At 69.8% G+C, this 14,210-nt stretch carries 13 protein-coding genes; 1 reads left to right on the top strand and 12 read right to left on the bottom strand.

Features of this window, described 5'->3' with window-relative positions; all coding sequences use genetic code 11:
* Window positions 1–89: 89 nt before the first annotated feature.
* Window positions 90–602, bottom strand: coding sequence for a diaminobutyrate acetyltransferase (gene ectA, locus IMT31_RS10750; protein WP_413542754.1), 513 nt, complete (start codon window positions 600–602; stop codon window positions 90–92).
* A gap of 276 nt (window positions 603–878) precedes the next feature.
* On the opposite strand from ectA, the gene IMT31_RS10745 reads away from it, so the two are divergent.
* Entirely contained in the window at window positions 879–1,829 is a 951-nt protein-coding gene (locus IMT31_RS10745) for an acyl-CoA thioesterase domain-containing protein (RefSeq protein ID WP_413542753.1), read from the top strand.
* A gap of 148 nt (window positions 1,830–1,977) precedes the next feature.
* On the opposite strand, the gene IMT31_RS10740 is transcribed toward IMT31_RS10745, so the two are convergent.
* From IMT31_RS10740 to IMT31_RS10690, 11 genes are all read right to left on the bottom strand, one after another.
* The gene (locus tag IMT31_RS10740; protein ID WP_345362391.1) at window positions 1,978–2,523 is read right to left on the bottom strand and encodes a CarD family transcriptional regulator; all 546 of its coding nucleotides are present in this window, start codon (window positions 2,521–2,523) and stop codon (window positions 1,978–1,980) included.
* Window positions 2,524–2,675: 152 nt separating this feature from the next.
* On the bottom strand, window positions 2,676–3,416 hold the full coding sequence (locus IMT31_RS10735; protein ID WP_413542752.1) for a MarR family winged helix-turn-helix transcriptional regulator: 741 nt from the start codon (window positions 3,414–3,416) through the stop codon (window positions 2,676–2,678).
* Complete coding sequence (locus tag IMT31_RS10730) at window positions 3,413–4,282, bottom strand: enoyl-CoA hydratase/isomerase family protein (RefSeq protein WP_413542751.1); 870 nt, start codon at window positions 4,280–4,282, stop codon at window positions 3,413–3,415. Before IMT31_RS10730 ends, IMT31_RS10735 begins: the two co-directional genes overlap by 4 nt.
* Entirely contained in the window at window positions 4,279–5,508 is a 1,230-nt protein-coding gene (locus IMT31_RS10725; RefSeq protein ID WP_413544408.1) for a CaiB/BaiF CoA transferase family protein, read from the bottom strand. The genes IMT31_RS10730 and IMT31_RS10725 overlap by 4 nt, the downstream gene beginning before the upstream one ends.
* Before the next feature lie 5 nt (window positions 5,509–5,513).
* On the bottom strand, window positions 5,514–7,016 hold the full coding sequence (locus tag IMT31_RS10720) for an aldehyde dehydrogenase family protein (protein WP_413542750.1): 1,503 nt from the start codon (window positions 7,014–7,016) through the stop codon (window positions 5,514–5,516).
* Window positions 7,017–7,080: 64 nt separating this feature from the next.
* The gene (locus IMT31_RS10715; RefSeq protein WP_345362406.1) at window positions 7,081–7,869 is read right to left on the bottom strand and encodes an enoyl-CoA hydratase; all 789 of its coding nucleotides are present in this window, start codon (window positions 7,867–7,869) and stop codon (window positions 7,081–7,083) included.
* A 64-nt stretch (window positions 7,870–7,933) separates the two neighbouring features.
* Entirely contained in the window at window positions 7,934–8,902 is a 969-nt protein-coding gene (gene mmsB / locus IMT31_RS10710) for a 3-hydroxyisobutyrate dehydrogenase (protein WP_413542749.1), read from the bottom strand.
* Window positions 8,903–8,927: 25 nt separating this feature from the next.
* Window positions 8,928–10,007 (bottom strand): enoyl-CoA hydratase/isomerase family protein, encoded by a 1,080-nt coding sequence (locus IMT31_RS10705; RefSeq protein ID WP_345362412.1) that lies wholly within the window; start codon window positions 10,005–10,007, stop codon window positions 8,928–8,930.
* 9 nt (window positions 10,008–10,016) lie between these two features.
* On the bottom strand, window positions 10,017–11,153 hold the full coding sequence (locus IMT31_RS10700) for an acyl-CoA dehydrogenase family protein (protein WP_345362415.1): 1,137 nt from the start codon (window positions 11,151–11,153) through the stop codon (window positions 10,017–10,019).
* 53 nt (window positions 11,154–11,206) lie between these two features.
* Window positions 11,207–13,117 carry a cytochrome b/b6 domain-containing protein gene (locus tag IMT31_RS10695; protein ID WP_413542748.1) on the bottom strand — a complete coding sequence of 637 codons (1,911 nt, stop codon included), beginning with the start codon at window positions 13,115–13,117 and terminating at the stop codon, window positions 11,207–11,209.
* 52 nt (window positions 13,118–13,169) lie between these two features.
* Window positions 13,170–14,159, bottom strand: a complete 990-nt coding sequence (locus tag IMT31_RS10690) for an electron transfer flavoprotein subunit alpha/FixB family protein (RefSeq protein ID WP_413542747.1) — start codon at window positions 14,157–14,159, stop codon at window positions 13,170–13,172.
* Window positions 14,160–14,210: the final 51 nt, after the last annotated feature.

Raw genomic sequence — 14,210 nt, 5'->3', positions numbered from 1 at the left:
GTGCGGCCAGCTGGTGCGGTGGACTGGCGAGTGGGCAGGGGCTGAGGCGATCCGGCGTCCGTGGTGCGGCGCCGGGTGCCGATGTGCACCTAGGTGGCGAGTGGGGCGATCCGGTGCAGGAACTCCGTGTCATGGCCGTCCGGGTACATCTCCGCGGTGATCAACGGGGTGATCTCGTGACCGGCCCCGAAGCGTTCCGCGAAGCTGGCGAACAACCGCTGGGAAGCCGCGTTGTCGTCCGTGATGGTGGTCTCCAGAGCCTGGGCGGAGGTGCGCTCCACGAGCTCGTCCAGCATCCGGGAGGCCAGCCCGTAGCCCCGGGCGGCCTCGGTGACGGCCACCTGCCACACCATCAGCGTGGTGCGTGCCTCGGGCCGGAGGTATCCGGTGACGAATCCGGCCGGTCGGCCGTCGATCTCCGCGATCACGGAGGTGTTCGCGAAGTCCCTGCACCACAGGAGGTAGTAGTAGGACGAGTTGACGTCAAGGACCTTCGAGTCCTTCGTGATCTGCCACAACGCGGCACCGTCCTCGGTGATCGGAGGACGGAGCACGGGGGCTGTCGGTCGGTTGGTCAGTGCTGTGTCTGCATCATCTGCCATCCCCTACAACCTAACGAGATGAGATTCTATTTCAACCCCACTTCAGCGGAATACCGGGGATTCAGCCCCTCGCCACCCCTCCGGACCCGGGCTCCGGCATGCCGCCGCTTCCCAGAGCTGACGCGGTTGCGCGGGCAAATTGTCCGTGCACGAAAGAGAGCACACAGATCTTTATCAATCCGTTACTTTTGCGCGATGACAACCTACCTGTTATGAACGCGGTCACATGACGTCAGCCCTCCCCACCGGCACCCGCCACTGCGCTAGGTTGCTGGGGTGACCCACCCGACGCCTTCCACTGCCGAGGACACCCCACGGGCCGCCGCCAGCGCCTCCGCGCCGAACGGACAGCACCCACCCCAGGCTCGCCGTGGCAGGAACGGTATCTCCCCGCTCGGCCGTACGGAACGGTTGATGCGCGTGCGGATCCACGGGGCAGACAGTGGATCCGCACCGGAGCGGGTCGGGTCCCTGACCACCGGGCCGTGGTCCCGGGACACGGACGGCCGTCCCACCGCCCTGTCCGCCGCCGTCCTGCTGGACAACACCCTGGCCAAATCCGTGCACGCCGCCGCGCCGGAGCTGGACTGGCTCGTGACCACCGAATTGCAGCTGAACTTCACCGGCTCCTACCCGGCCGACGGCACCGCACTGGAGGCCTGGACCCGGTCCCCCACCGTGGATTCCCTGGGCGGGGTGGCCCGGGGCACCTTACTGGGACCCGATGGCACGGAGTACGCCCACGCCACGGGATGGTTCCACGCCGTGGAGAAGAACAGTCAGGAGGCCCTGGACCACTATCAGCGCGAGGCCGTGCGGCCGCTGGGGCCGGAGACCGAGGCGCCGTTGCCCGCACTGCTGGGGCTCCAGGGAGGCCGGCCCAGTCGCGAGGGAGAGCGGCCGGCGGCGAGAGAGGACTTCCAGCCAGGGGTGGCCTTCGCGGCCGATGACTCCCTGAGAAACCCGCACGGCGCCACGCACGGCGGCGCCCTGAGCATCATGGCCGGGCTCGCGGCGCAGCAGGCCATGCCGGACCGCACCGGCTACGAGCTGCAGTCCCTCCAGGTACGGTTCCTGCGGCCCGCCTCCGGGGCGATCGCCACCAGGACCCGGGTCCGGCACGCCGGCCGCACCCTGCGGATCGTCGAGGTCGAGCTCTCCTCCGGCGTGGCCGAACCCACCAAACCCTTCGTGCAGGCCACTGCGGCCTTCCGCGCCCGCCCCTGAGCCACCCCGCCACGTGCCCTAGCCCTGGCGCCCTGGCCCTGCCCCTCCCTGCACGTCGAACGGCACATGGAACGGCACATGAAAGAGGTCCGTGCCACGCCCCATCAGGGCGCGATACGGACCTCGTTCGGCCAGTGAACCTCCAGGGTCAGGCGGCCTGGCGGTCCCGCTTGATGTCCTTGCCCCGGTCCAGCCCAAGGTCCTTCAGCGGGACACCGTCCACGGCCTGGACCATGACGTCCTCGGCCTCGACCACGGAGATGTCCAGGACGATGGCGACCTCGGCGGCCAACACCTCCACGGCATCCCGGTAGAGCGTGCGCTCGGCCATGGAGAGGTCCTTCTCAGCCTGCCGACGATGCAGGTCGCGGACCACCTCGGCCACGCGGGGCAGGTCACCGGTGGCGAGCTTCTCCTGGAAGGCCTTGAGCCGGCGTGACCACTGCTCCTCCACGTGCTCGCTGGGCTTGGCCAGCAGGGACATCAGCTTGCGCACCTGGGTGTGGCTGCTGACATCCCGGACGCCGATGTCCTTGACCATTGACTCCGGGACGGAGATGCGCAGACCCTTGTCCTGGATGTCCAGCTCCACATACGCAACGTCCTTGCCCTTCAGTTGCCGGACCTGACGATCGAGGACCACCGCGGGGCCGTGGTGGGGATGGACAACGAACTGACCGGGAACCAGACGCATGGGTGGGATGCACCTTCCTGTTGCTAACACCGAGATCTCACCGGGGCAGGGCAGAGCGCGCCACCGGGAAATAGACCTATTTATTTTCTCATTATTCGTTTCAGAAAACAAATCGGTGGCGTGTCCTTGAGCCTGCCGGGCGGCGGGATGCCTTATGCTCTCGGCAGCCTGCGCCGCTTGGGCCTGACCGGTTCTGCCGCGGCCTCGGCAGTCACCGGACCCTCCGCCCCGGAGGCACCGGCACTCGGGGCCTCCCCCTCATCGGTCGAAGCCTCGTGGGACCCGGCTGCAGGACCCGCGGAGCCCGCAGCGGGACCCGCGAGGCCGGCGTCGCCCCCGGTTCCCGGACCCGCACCGGCCGCGGCCGCACCACCCATCAGTGGGCTCGGCTCGGAGAAGTCCCCGGCAGCGAAGCGCAAGGTGCCGAGGATGCGGTTGAGGTCCGTCAGCTCCCCCGCGGGCAGGCCGAGGTCGGAGAAGACCTCGCGGTTGAGCTCCCGGGCGGCCTGCAGGGCCAGGTCGCGCCCCTGCGGGGTGATGGCGATGAGGTTCGCCCGGCCGTCCGTGGGGTGCGGCTTCCGCTCCACGAGCCCGGCCTGCCCCAGACGCTCCACCGTGTTGGTGACCGAGGTGGGATGGACCTGGAGCCTGCTGGAGGCCTTGGCCAACGGCATCGCCCCGGTCCGGGAGAACCCCAGCAGGGTCAGCATCTCGAAGCGGGCGAAGGTCAGGTCAAGAGGGCGCAGCACGGCGTCGATCCTGGCCATCAGGATCTGCTGAGCGCGGAACAGCGAGGTCACCGCGGCCATGGCGTCGGCGGACTCGGCCCACCCGTGGCCCGCCCAGTTCTGGTGGGCCTGCGCCACGGGATCGTGTTGGAGCGGCGGGGTCACTGCGCGGGGCCCCCTGTCCTGCCGTGCCGCTGGGCATCCCGTCCGCCATTCCAGGTGAACTCCGGGGTCCGCTTGGCCAGGAAGGCCCTGACCCCGGCCTCGGCGTCTCCGGCGGTGGTCATCAGGTGCTGCCAGTGCTCGTTGGCCTGCGCGAGTTCCGCCCCGCTGTCATCCCCGGAGACCACCGTGTCCACGATGTCCTTCATCGCCTGGATGGACAGCTGGGAACGGGACGCGAGCCGGTCGACGAACTCATCCACCTCATCCCAGAAGGCCTCGGCGGGGTACACCGTCTGCACCAGCCCGAGCACGCGGGCCCGTTCGGCGTCCACGAAGTCGCCGCTGAACAGCAGGTACTTGGCGGTGGCCGGCCCGGCGATGCGCACGAGCCGCTCGATGCCGGCGGTCGGATACACGATCCCGATCTTGGCCGGGGTGATCCCGAAGGTGGCCTCCGATGAGGCCAGCCTGATGTCACACGCGGCCGCGATCTGCCAGGCCCCGCCCAGGCAATAGCCCTCGACGGCGGCGATGGTCGGCTTGTGCAGTCCAGCCAGGGCCGCCTCACCCCGGGCCACAGCCCCGCCGTCATGCCGCCCCGAGTCCTCGTCCCGCAGGATCGCGCGCAGATCGGAGATGTCCGCCCCGGCGGAGAAGTCGGACCCGGCCCCGCGGACCATGACGGCCCGCACCGAGGCGTCGTCGGCCAGTCGGGCGCAGACCGGTTCCAGGGCGAGCCACATGGCCTCCGTCATGGTGTTGCGCCGCCCGGGATTGGACAGGGTCACGGTGGCGATCGGCCCGCGCTGGGAGACCTCCACCGTCCCGCCGGGCAGGGTGGCCGCGGGTACCGTCCCCGCGCTCACTGCCGACCGCCCACTGGAGGGGCCGCCTGCACGATCCCCGACTCCACGAGGCCGGCGATCTGACCCTCGTCCAGTCCGAGCCCCTCGAGCACGGCCCGGGTGTCCTCGCCGAGAGCGGGCGGCGCCTTGCGCACCCCGGCCGCGGCGCCGTCGATGCTCAGCGGCCCCCGCAGCAGCGGCAACGCCGATCCGTCCGACCGCTGGACGGTCTGCACCATGTCCAGGGCCTGCACCTGCGGGTCCTGGAAGGCCTGGGCGTAGGTGTAGATGGGTCCGGTGGGGATGCCCGCGGCACGGAACGCCTCGATCCATTCGAGCCCGGGCCGGCGCACCAGCTGCTCTTCGATCAAGGCGGTCAGCTCCTCACGGTGCTCCGAGCGGCTCCGCCCCACGGCGAAGCGGGGATCGTCCTCCAGCTCGGGGGCATCGATGATCTGGCAGAACTTCTTCCAGTGCGCCTGATTGCCCACCGCGATGATCGCCGGGATGTCCGCCGTCCTGAAGACCCCGTAGGGGGACAGCACCGGGTGGTTGTTGCCCTGTGGGGTGGGCACGGCGCCGGTGGACAGGAAGTTCTGCCCCTGGAAGGCCGAGACCGCCAGGCCGGCCTCCAGCAGGGAGGTCCCCACCTCGTGTCCGGTGCCCCCGTTGCCCGCCCGGCCGGCCAGTGAGGCACAGATGCCCACGGCGGTGAAGACGCCCGCGTACAGGTCCATCACGGGCACGCCGACGCGGGTGGGGTGGTCTGAGTCCGGGCCCGTCACGGACATCAGACCGGACATCCCCTGGGCCACCTGATCCAGCCCCGCGGCATGGGCCAGCGGCCCGACCGTGCCGAAGCCGGACACCGAGGCGATCACCAGTCCCGGATTCGCCTGGCGCAGCTCGGCCGGGTCCAGCCCCATGGTGGCCAGCACACCGGGCCGGAAGTTCTCCACGAGCACGTCCGCGCCCACCGCGAGGTCCCACAACAGCCGGCGGCCGGCCTCGGAGTAGAAGTCCACCGCGATGGATCGCTTGTTCCGGTTCGTCGAGTCGAAGTAGAGCGAGTGCTCCTCCTCGAACGGCGGCCAGGATCGGGTGGAGTCCCCGCCCTTGGCGGACTCCACCTTGATGATGTCCGCTCCCAGGTCGCCCAGCAGTGCCGTGCAGTACGGCCCCGCCAGGGCCCGGGACAGGTCCATCACGGTGATCCCGTCCAAGGGCAGAGCAGATGCCTTGTCCACCTCGCTCAACCCCGCAACTTAACGTTGACCTGCTTGATCTGGGTGAAGCCCTCCAGCATGCCCTCCAGCGAGGCCTCTCGGCCCATGCCGGACTGCTTGTAGCCGCCGTAGGACTGCCCGACGACCTGACCGCCGCCCTGGTTGACCTGCACCCAGCCGGACTCGATCCGGTGGGCGGTGTTCAGCGCGTTGTCCAGATCATGGGTCCAGACATAGGCGGCCAGGCCATAGTGGGATTCGTTGGCCATCCGGACCACCTCGTCCACGTCCTTCCACTTGATGGCCACCAACACGGGACCGAAGATCTCCTCCTGGGCCAGCCGGAAGTCGTTCCTCGCTCCGCCGAAGATCGTCGGCACATGGTAGAACCCCTCGGTCAGGTGCCCCTCCGCGGGAGCCGATCCGCCGAGCACCGTGGTCAGGTCCGGGTGGTTCCGCCCGTCCTCGAGGAAGCCGTTGATCTGCTCGAACTGGCTCGCGTTGATGACCGCGCCCATGTCCGAGGCCTCATCCAGCGGGTCTCCGACCTTCATGGCGCCCAACTTGGCCGCCAGCTTCTCCAGCGTCTCGTCATAGATGTCCTCGTGCAGGAACAGCCGGGAGCCGGCGGTGCAGGACTGGCCCTGCCGGGCGAAGCGGGAGGAGGCCATGAGCCCGTCCAGGATCCCCTCGTCCTCCACCGCGTCCGGGAACACGATGGACGGGTTCTTGCCGCCCAACTCCAGGGACAGGTGCGCCAGCCGCTCGGAGGCCTGCGCGGCCACCCCGCGGCCCACCTCGGTGGAGCCGGTGAAGGACACCTTGTCCACGCCCGGGTGGGTGGACAGGGCGTTGCCGATGACGGAGCCACGGCCGGTCAGGGAGTTCACGACGCCGGCCGGCAGGTGCCGCTGACAGACCTGGGCCAGGTACTGGATGGTCAACGGCGCGTCATCCGCGGCCTTGAGGATCACGGTGTTCCCCGCCGCCAGTGCGGCCGGCACCTTGAAGGCGGCGATCATCAGCGGGGAGTTCCACGGCAGGATGCAGGCCACCACGCCCAGCGGCTCGCGCCGGGTGTACTGCAACTGGTCATCCCCTGAGGGCAGGGTGACGCCCTTGGACTCGGCGGCGGCGCCGGCGAAATAGCGGAACAGGGAGACCAGGGTGGCGACCTCAGGCCGGGCCTGGGTGCGCAGTGCGTTGCCGGTGTCCAGCGCGGTCAGGGTGGCGAACTTCTCGGACTCGGCCTCGATGCTGTCCGCGATGGCCAGCAGAGCCTTGGACCGGGCGGTGAAGTGCACGGACCGCCACTCGGTGAAGGCCCGGCGCGCGGCGGAGACCGCACGGTCCACGTCCTCCACGCCGGCCGCCGGCACGCGGCCGATGACCTCGCCGCGCCGCGCGGGGTTGCGCACCTCGCGCCACTCACCGGTGGACGCCTCCGTGGCGCGTCCGTCGATCCACAGCAGCTGCTCGACGCCGGCCAGGATGCCGGCCGCGCGCTCGTCCAGGTTGATCTCCGTCATGGGGTCCTTCTCTCCGTGATGCTCAATGAGGTTCGGTACTGCCCGGTGTCCGGTGGGGGCGGGCTCAGCGGTGGGTGAAGGTGGCCTGGCGCTTCTCCACGAAGGCGGCCATCCCCTCCTTCTGGTCCTCGGTGGCGAAACAGGCGTGGTTCATGCGGCGCTCATAGAGCAGGCCCTCGCTCAAGGACGACTCGTAGGAGCGGTTGACGGACTCCTTGGCGATCATCGCGATGGGCTTGGACATCCCCGCGATGGTGGCGGCCAGTTCCGCGGCCTCGGAGGCCAGCGCGGCCACGGGGACCACGCGGGCCACCAGCCCGGAACGCTCGGCCTCGTCAGCGCCCATGACCCGGCCGGTCAGCACCATCTCCATGGCCTTGGACTTGCCGATGGCCCGGGTGAGTCGCTGGGAGCCGCCCATGCCGGGGATGATGCCGAGCTTGATCTCGGGCTGCCCGAACTTCGCGTTGTCCGCGGCGAGGATGATGTCGGCGATCATGGCCAGTTCGCAGCCACCGCCCAGGGCGTGGCCCGCCACGGCGGAGATCACCGGCGTGCGCACCGCGGCCAAGCGGTCCCAGGCACCGAAGAGGTCGGCGCTGTAGACGTCGGAGAAGGTGTGGGTGGCCATCTCCTTGATGTCCGCCCCGGCGGCGAACGCCTTCTCCGATCCGGTGATGACGATGGCCCCGATCTCCGGGTCCGCGTCGAAGGCCTCGGCGGCCTCGAGCAACTCCTCGGTGAGCTGCAGGTTCAGTGCGTTGAGGGCCTTCGGCCGGTTCAGCGTGATCGTGGCGACGCGTCCGGTGACGTGGGTCAGGATCGTCTCGTAGGTGTGGTCTTCTGCGGTCATGGTGCTCCTCGTGTCTGCGGGGCGGATGTCTGGTGGCGGATGTCTGGTGGCGGGCGCCTGGGGATCAGGCTGTCTCTGAGGACTGTTCGCGGATCAGCTCGATGATCCCGGAGAAGTCCTTGGAGCCCCCCTCGCCCTGGGCGAAGGCGGCGTAGATCTCCTCGGCCAGCAGGCCGATGCGGCCCTCGATGCCGGTGGTCTCGATGGCGCTCTTGGCCAGGCCGAGGTCCTTGGCCATCAGGGCACCGGCGAAGCCGGGCTGGAAGTCGCGATTGGCCGGCGAGTTCGGCACGGGGCCGGGGACCGGGCAGTTGGTGGTCAGGGCCCAGCACTGGCCGGTGGCGTTGGAGGCCACGTCGAAGAGGGCCTCGTTGCTCAGGCCGAGCTTCTCCCCCAGCACGAAGGCCTCGGAGACGGCGATCATCGAGGCGCCGAGGATCATGTTGTTGCAGACCTTGGCGGCCAGGCCGTTGCCCGCGGGACCGCAGTGCACGATGCGTTTGCCGACCACCTCGAGCACGGGCATGGCCTCGGCCACGTCCTCCGCAGCCCCGCCGACCATCATCGCCAGCGTGCCCGCCTCCGCCCCCACCGTGCCGCCGGAGACCGGTGCATCCAACACCCGGTGCCCGGCCGCCGCGATGAGTTCGCGGACTGTCACGGAATCCTCCACCGCGATGGTGGAACAGTCCATGAAGAGGGTGTTGGGGGCCGCTGCAGCCAGCAGGCCCTCCACGGGATTGCGCCCCTCGGAACCGTCGGATCCCTTCAACGCGCCCACGACGTGGCGGCCGGCCGGCAGCATGGTGATGACCAGCCCCGAGCCCTCACCGGCAGCGGCCCGGACGGCCTCGGCCCCGGAGTCAGCGATCACGACGCCGTCTGCGCGGGCCTGCTCGAGGGCGGCCGGGACGAGGTCGAAGCCGTGGACGGTGTAGCCGGCCTGGACGAGGTTGGCGGCCATGGGCCCGCCCATGTTGCCCAGGCCGATGAAGGCGAGGGTGTTGGTGGTGACACTGGTGCGCTCGGTCATGTCAGGTTCTCCTGGGGTGGGCTGGTCAGTTCCGGGCCTGAGCGGCCACCGGATCAAAGGCTGAGGTGACGGCGTCGGTGGGGACGTCCTCGAGGGCCCGTGGGTTCCACTGCGGATTGCGGTCCTTGTCCACGAGTTGGGCGCGGATGCCCTCACGCATGTCGTGGCCGCGCAGCAGGTGGTGGGCCACGGTGGCGTCCTGGTCCAGCACCTCGTGCACCGTGGACATCTGCGCGGCCCGGCGGATGAGCTCCAGGGTGATCTTCACGGAGGTCGGCGACTTGGCCAGGATCGCGGCGGCGGCCTCGGCCGCAGCGGGGTCGCCACTGGACGTCAACGCCGCGACGATGCCTTCGGCGGTGTCCTCCGCGTAGGCGGTCTCGATCCACGCCTGGTGCTGCATCAGCGGTGACTCGGGCTCTGCGGCCCCCGAGGCGGCCACGGCGGCGATGGCCTCCTCCGCCCCGGTGGCCTCCAGGGTGGTGGCCAGCTCGGCCAGCCGGGAGGAGTCCACGAAGTGGTCGGCGAAGCCCAGGGCCAGCGCGTCAGCGCCCGTCACGTGCGAGGAGGTCAGGCCCAGGTGGTGGCCGAATCCGGCAGGGGCGCGGGAGAGCAGCCAGGCCCCGCCGACGTCGGGAAAGAAGCCGATGCCGGTCTCCGGCATGCCCAACCGCGTCCGTTCGGTGACGATCCGCTGGTTGCCGTGCGCGGAGATCCCCACGCCGCCGCCCAGCACGATGCCGTCCATGAAGGCGACGTAGGGCTTCGGGTAGTCGGCGATCAGCGCGTTCATGGCGTACTCGTCGGCGAAGAAGGCGTCACCGACCTCGGGGCGGCCGTCCACGGCGGCACGGTAGAGGGAGACGACGTCACCGCCGGCGCACAGCCCCTTCTCCCCCGCCCCCGAGATCAGGACGGTGGCGACGTCACTGTCCTCCCGCCACTGCTCCAGGGTGTCTCGGACGGTCTGCACCATCCCATGGGTCAGGGAGTTCAGCGCCTTCGGGCGGTTGAGGATGAGGTGTCCGAGGTGGCCCGCGCGGCGGACGAGGACCTCGGGTTCAGGGACGCTCGTGCTGGGGTTCTGGTTCGTTTCGGTGCTCATGGTTTCCTCTCAGCCGTCGACCAGCATGCGGCCGATGATCAGCCGCATGATCTCATTGGATCCCTCGAGGATCTGGTGGACCCGGAGGTCCCGGGCGATCTTCTCGATGCCGTACTCGTGCAGGTAGCCGTAGCCGCCGTGGAGCTGCAGGGAGGTGTTCGCGGCCTCGAAACCGGCGTCCGTGGCCACCTTCTTGGCCATGGCACACAGACGGACGGTGTCCGGATCCTTCCGGTCCAGCGCGTCCGCGGCGCGCATCAGCAGGGTACGGGCCGCCTCCAGGTTCATGTCCGTCTCCGCCAGGTCGAAGACCAGCGACTGCTTGGTGGTCAGCGGGGCACCGAACGCCGTGCGTTCCTTGAGGTAGGCGGCGGCCTTCTCCAGGGCCGCCTGCCCCCCGCCCAGGGAGCAGGCGCCGATGTTGATGCGCCCGCCGTTGAGGCCCTTCATGGCGATGTGGAAGCCGTCGCCCTCCGCGCCGAGCCTGTTCGCCACGGGCACGCGGACGTCCTCGAAGATCACCTGCCGGGTGGGCTGGGTGTTCCACCCCATCTTCTTCTCGTTCGGCCCGAAGGAGAGCCCCGGGGTGTCCCGGTGGACCACCAGGGTGGAGATGCCCTTGGACCCGGTGTCAGCGGTACGGCACATCACCACGTAGTACTCGGAGGAACCGGCCCCGGAGATGAACTGCTTCACGCCGTTGAGCACGTAGTCGTCGCCGTCGCGGACAGCGCGGGTGGCCAGGGCGGCTGCATCCGATCCGGCACCGGGTTCCGTCAGGCAGTAGCTGCCGAGGTTCTGCATCCCCACCAGTTGCGGCACCCACTGGGCCCGCTGCTCGTCGGTGCCGAAGGAGTCGATCATCCACACCACCATGTTGTGGATGGAGATGTAGGCCGCCAGTGCGGGGTCCGCCTTCGCCAGTTCCTCGAAGATCAGGACAGCGTCCTTGCGCTCCAGGCCGGCCCCGCCGTGCTCCTCACCCACGTAGATGCCGCCGAGGCCGAGCTCGCCGGCTTCAGCCAGGACGTCCACGGGGAAGTGCTTCTGCTCGTCCCATTCCAGGGCGTGCGGGGCAATGCGCTCGGTGGCGAAGTCGCGGACGGCGTCCACGAGGGCCTGCTGGTCTTCGGTGATGCGAAGCATGCTGTCAGTCCTTTACGCGTGGCCACGCCCGGATCGCGGGGTGGCAGCTGGGATTACTTGGAGACCTTGCCCATGCGGCTGGCGATGGGTGTGGTGAAGAGCGGCTTGGACAGGAACCAGGCCGCAGCGATGACCACCAGGGAGACCAGAAGGATCACCAGGCCCCACCAGTCCGTCACGTCGCGGGATGTGTACATGTGGTTCAGGTTCCGCAGGGCCCCGGTGAAGAACACCAGGAACACGTGCACGATGATGAAGCCCACGAAGTAGAGCATCACCGGGAAGTGCGTGGCCCGGGCCCATTCGACCGGGTAGATCCTGTTGAGCCTCTCCGCGTGGTCCGGCCACCAGGTGGAGAACCGGATTCCGGAGAGGATGGCCAACGGGGCCGCGATGAACACCGTGAACCCGTAGGCCACGGTCTGCAGGGCGTTGTAGTGCACCCACCCGTTCTCCGTGGGCCAGTCCAGGGAGGCGTACTGGATGGCACCGGAGAGCATGTTCGGGAACACGTCCCAGTCCGTGGGCACGATCCGCATCCAGTGCCCGGTGGCGAACAGCAGGATGATGAAGATCAGACCGTTGACCACCCACAGCACGTCCAGGGACTGATGCAGCCACTGGGACAGGGAGACCTTCTTGGGGGTGTTGCCCTTCGGTGAGAAGAACGAGCCCTTCTTCGCCGTCCAGTAGCCGGGGGGCTTGCGCTCGTGGCGGACCTGCAGTCCGGTGCGGATGATCAACACCATCAGGAACATGTTGAAGAAGTGCTGCCAGCCCATCCACCACGGCATGCCTTCCGGAGCCGCCTCCAGCTGGGTGGAATGACCGTCATAGGTGGCGATGAACTCCTGGACCCCCTCCAGGGTCCGCAGCCAGCGGGCACCCAACACCACCAGGGCAGCGAGCACCACCAGAGATCCGATGATCAGGGCGGGCTTGAGCCAGGCCGGGCGTTCGGGCTTCGGCCGGGTCGCCGCACCAGCCGGGCCGGGGGTCCCCGCCTTGCCCGACGACGGCCGGGTGACCGCGCCGGTCGAGGCGGCGGTTCCGGACGTGGAGGCGGCAGCTGCAACGGGTGCGGTGCCGGAGGCAGCGGCCGGGGACGCGGAACCGGTCTCGGCCGTGGGCGCCGGCGCCGACCCGGCAGCAGGGGCACCGCCCATCCGCTTCTTCGGTGCCGCTGCTGTCTCACCGGTCCGGGACTCCGGGGCTTCGGCCGCCGGCGCAGCCGGCGATGAAGCGGATGAGGTCGGCGGGTTCGGCGTTGACGGGGTAGTGGCCTGAGCTGCCGGAGCGCTGCCCATGCGTCGCTTCGGCGCGCCAGTTGCCGGTGCGGTCGAAGCGGCCGGGGCCGCCGTGGACTCACCAGCGGAGGGCTGCTGAGTAGTCGGTGTCTCCTGACCGGCCGGCGAGGCGTCCTGACCGGCCGACGCGGCCGTCGTGGCGGCTGCCGCCGGAGCCGGGGCACTGCCCATCCGACGTCTGCGCGTCGGCGCGGACGGCGCCGGAGCGGACTGCACCGCGTCGGCCGGGGCAGCCGGTTCGGCTGCCGGCTCCGGAGCCGTGTGACCGGACGGCTCGGTCAGGGGTGACTCGCCGTCCGCGGTCGCCGGAGCAGCAGCGGCAGGTGCGGGGGCCGGCGTCGTGCCCGGTGTGTCGGATGGGGTGGATTGCAGGGGCGCCGGGGCGCTGCCCATGCGACGCTTCCGGGCCGGATGGGCCGGAGCGGCTGATACCGGGTCCTGATCCACCGGTTCGGCCGGAGCCTGGACCGCGGCCGCACGTTCCGGCTGCGAGACCGGCGCTTCCGTGGCCGGTTCTGGCGCAGGGGCCGGGGAGGCCTGCGGCTCAGGTGCCTGGGCCGCGGGTCCGGCCGGCGCCTCGGGCCGTGCGGCCTGCGGTGTGTAGCCGGCCATACGGCGCCGTGCCGGAGGCTGTCCCGGGTTCTGCTCGCTGCTCATGGTGGTGTCAGTCCTTCGGTGCGGTCGTCACGGTGTCAGGTACCGGCGGGGATCAGTTGCGGCGCTTGCCGATCTCCTCGATCAGCTGCGGGACCACGGAGAACACGTCCCCGACGATCCCGAAGTCTGCGACCTCGAAGATCGGGGCGTCCTCGTCCTTGTTGATCGCGATGATCGTCTTGGAGGTCTGCATCCCGGCCCGGTGCTGGATGGCCCCGGAGATGCCCAAGGCCACATACAGCTGCGGGGTCACCGTCACACCGGTCTGGCCGACCTGGTAGGACTGCGGCACGTAGCCGGCATCCACCGCCGCGCGGGAGGCGCCGACGGCCGCACCGAGCACATCGGCCAGGTCCTCGACCACGGAGAAGGCCTCCTTCGAGCCGACCCCCCGGCCACCGGAGACCACGGCCTTGGCCCCACGCAGCGCCGGCCGATCCGACGTCGCCGGAGCCTCGCGGGCCGCATCGATCACGGCGCCCTTCGCGGTCTGCGTGGACACGGCCGCCGTGGTCACCTCCGGGGAGGCCACGGCCTCGGCACGGGCCTCGATCGAACCGGGGCGCACCGTGGCGATGAACAGGCCGCCCTCGATGGCGGACTCGGTGGTGAAGTCCCCACCGAACACCGCGTGGGAGGCGATGACCTCCTGGCCCTCCTCGTCATAGGCGATGCCGACGACATCACTGGCCACCGACCCGCCGGTCACGATCGCCAGACGACCGGCCACGGCCTTGGAGTCGTTCGTGGCCGAGGCCAACACGACCGGTGCCGAGAAGGTCTGCACCGCATCAGCCAGAGCGCCGACGGCGGCGGACCCCAACTCGGTGGCCGCGGACTCCGACTCGGCCAGGTAGACCTGGGCAGCGCCGAGGGCACCCAGGTCAGCGGCCAGGTTCCCGGACGCTCCGGGGGCGGTGACCGCCACCGCCACGGGGTTCCCCAGGCCGGCGGCGGCCCCCAGCAGGCTTGCCGCAGTGGCCTTCGGGGCCCCTTGCTCGGTGGTCTCGATCAGGACCAGGACATTTCCGATGTTCGCCATGTGTGTGCTTCCTTCAGCTCAAGAGTCTCGTGTGGTTCTGAATTCCGAATC

The organism is Citricoccus nitrophenolicus, from assembly GCF_047305825.1.
GTDB classification, from domain to species: domain Bacteria; phylum Actinomycetota; class Actinomycetes; order Actinomycetales; family Micrococcaceae; genus Citricoccus; species Citricoccus nitrophenolicus.
The sequence above is the reverse complement of the archived record's forward strand: the minus strand, read 5'-3'. Positions and strand labels throughout refer to the sequence as shown.

What these genes read in the sequence shown, in the direction of transcription:
- ectA (WP_413542754.1), bottom strand. Translation starts at nt 602, where the DNA reads ATGGCAGATGATGCAGACACAGCACTGACCAACCGACCGACAGCCCCC.
- IMT31_RS10740 (WP_345362391.1), bottom strand. Translation starts at nt 2,523, where the DNA reads ATGCGTCTGGTTCCCGGTCAGTTCGTTGTCCATCCCCACCACGGCCCC.
- IMT31_RS10720 (WP_413542750.1), bottom strand. Translation starts at nt 7,016, where the DNA reads ATGACGGAGATCAACCTGGACGAGCGCGCGGCCGGCATCCTGGCCGGC.
- IMT31_RS10715 (WP_345362406.1), bottom strand. Translation starts at nt 7,869, where the DNA reads ATGACCGCAGAAGACCACACCTACGAGACGATCCTGACCCACGTCACC.
- mmsB (WP_413542749.1), bottom strand. Translation starts at nt 8,902, where the DNA reads ATGACCGAGCGCACCAGTGTCACCACCAACACCCTCGCCTTCATCGGC.
- IMT31_RS10705 (WP_345362412.1), bottom strand. Translation starts at nt 10,007, where the DNA reads ATGAGCACCGAAACGAACCAGAACCCCAGCACGAGCGTCCCTGAACCC.
- IMT31_RS10700 (WP_345362415.1), bottom strand. Translation starts at nt 11,153, where the DNA reads ATGCTTCGCATCACCGAAGACCAGCAGGCCCTCGTGGACGCCGTCCGC.
- IMT31_RS10695 (WP_413542748.1), bottom strand. Translation starts at nt 13,117, where the DNA reads ATGAGCAGCGAGCAGAACCCGGGACAGCCTCCGGCACGGCGCCGTATG.
- IMT31_RS10690 (WP_413542747.1), bottom strand. Translation starts at nt 14,159, where the DNA reads ATGGCGAACATCGGAAATGTCCTGGTCCTGATCGAGACCACCGAGCAA.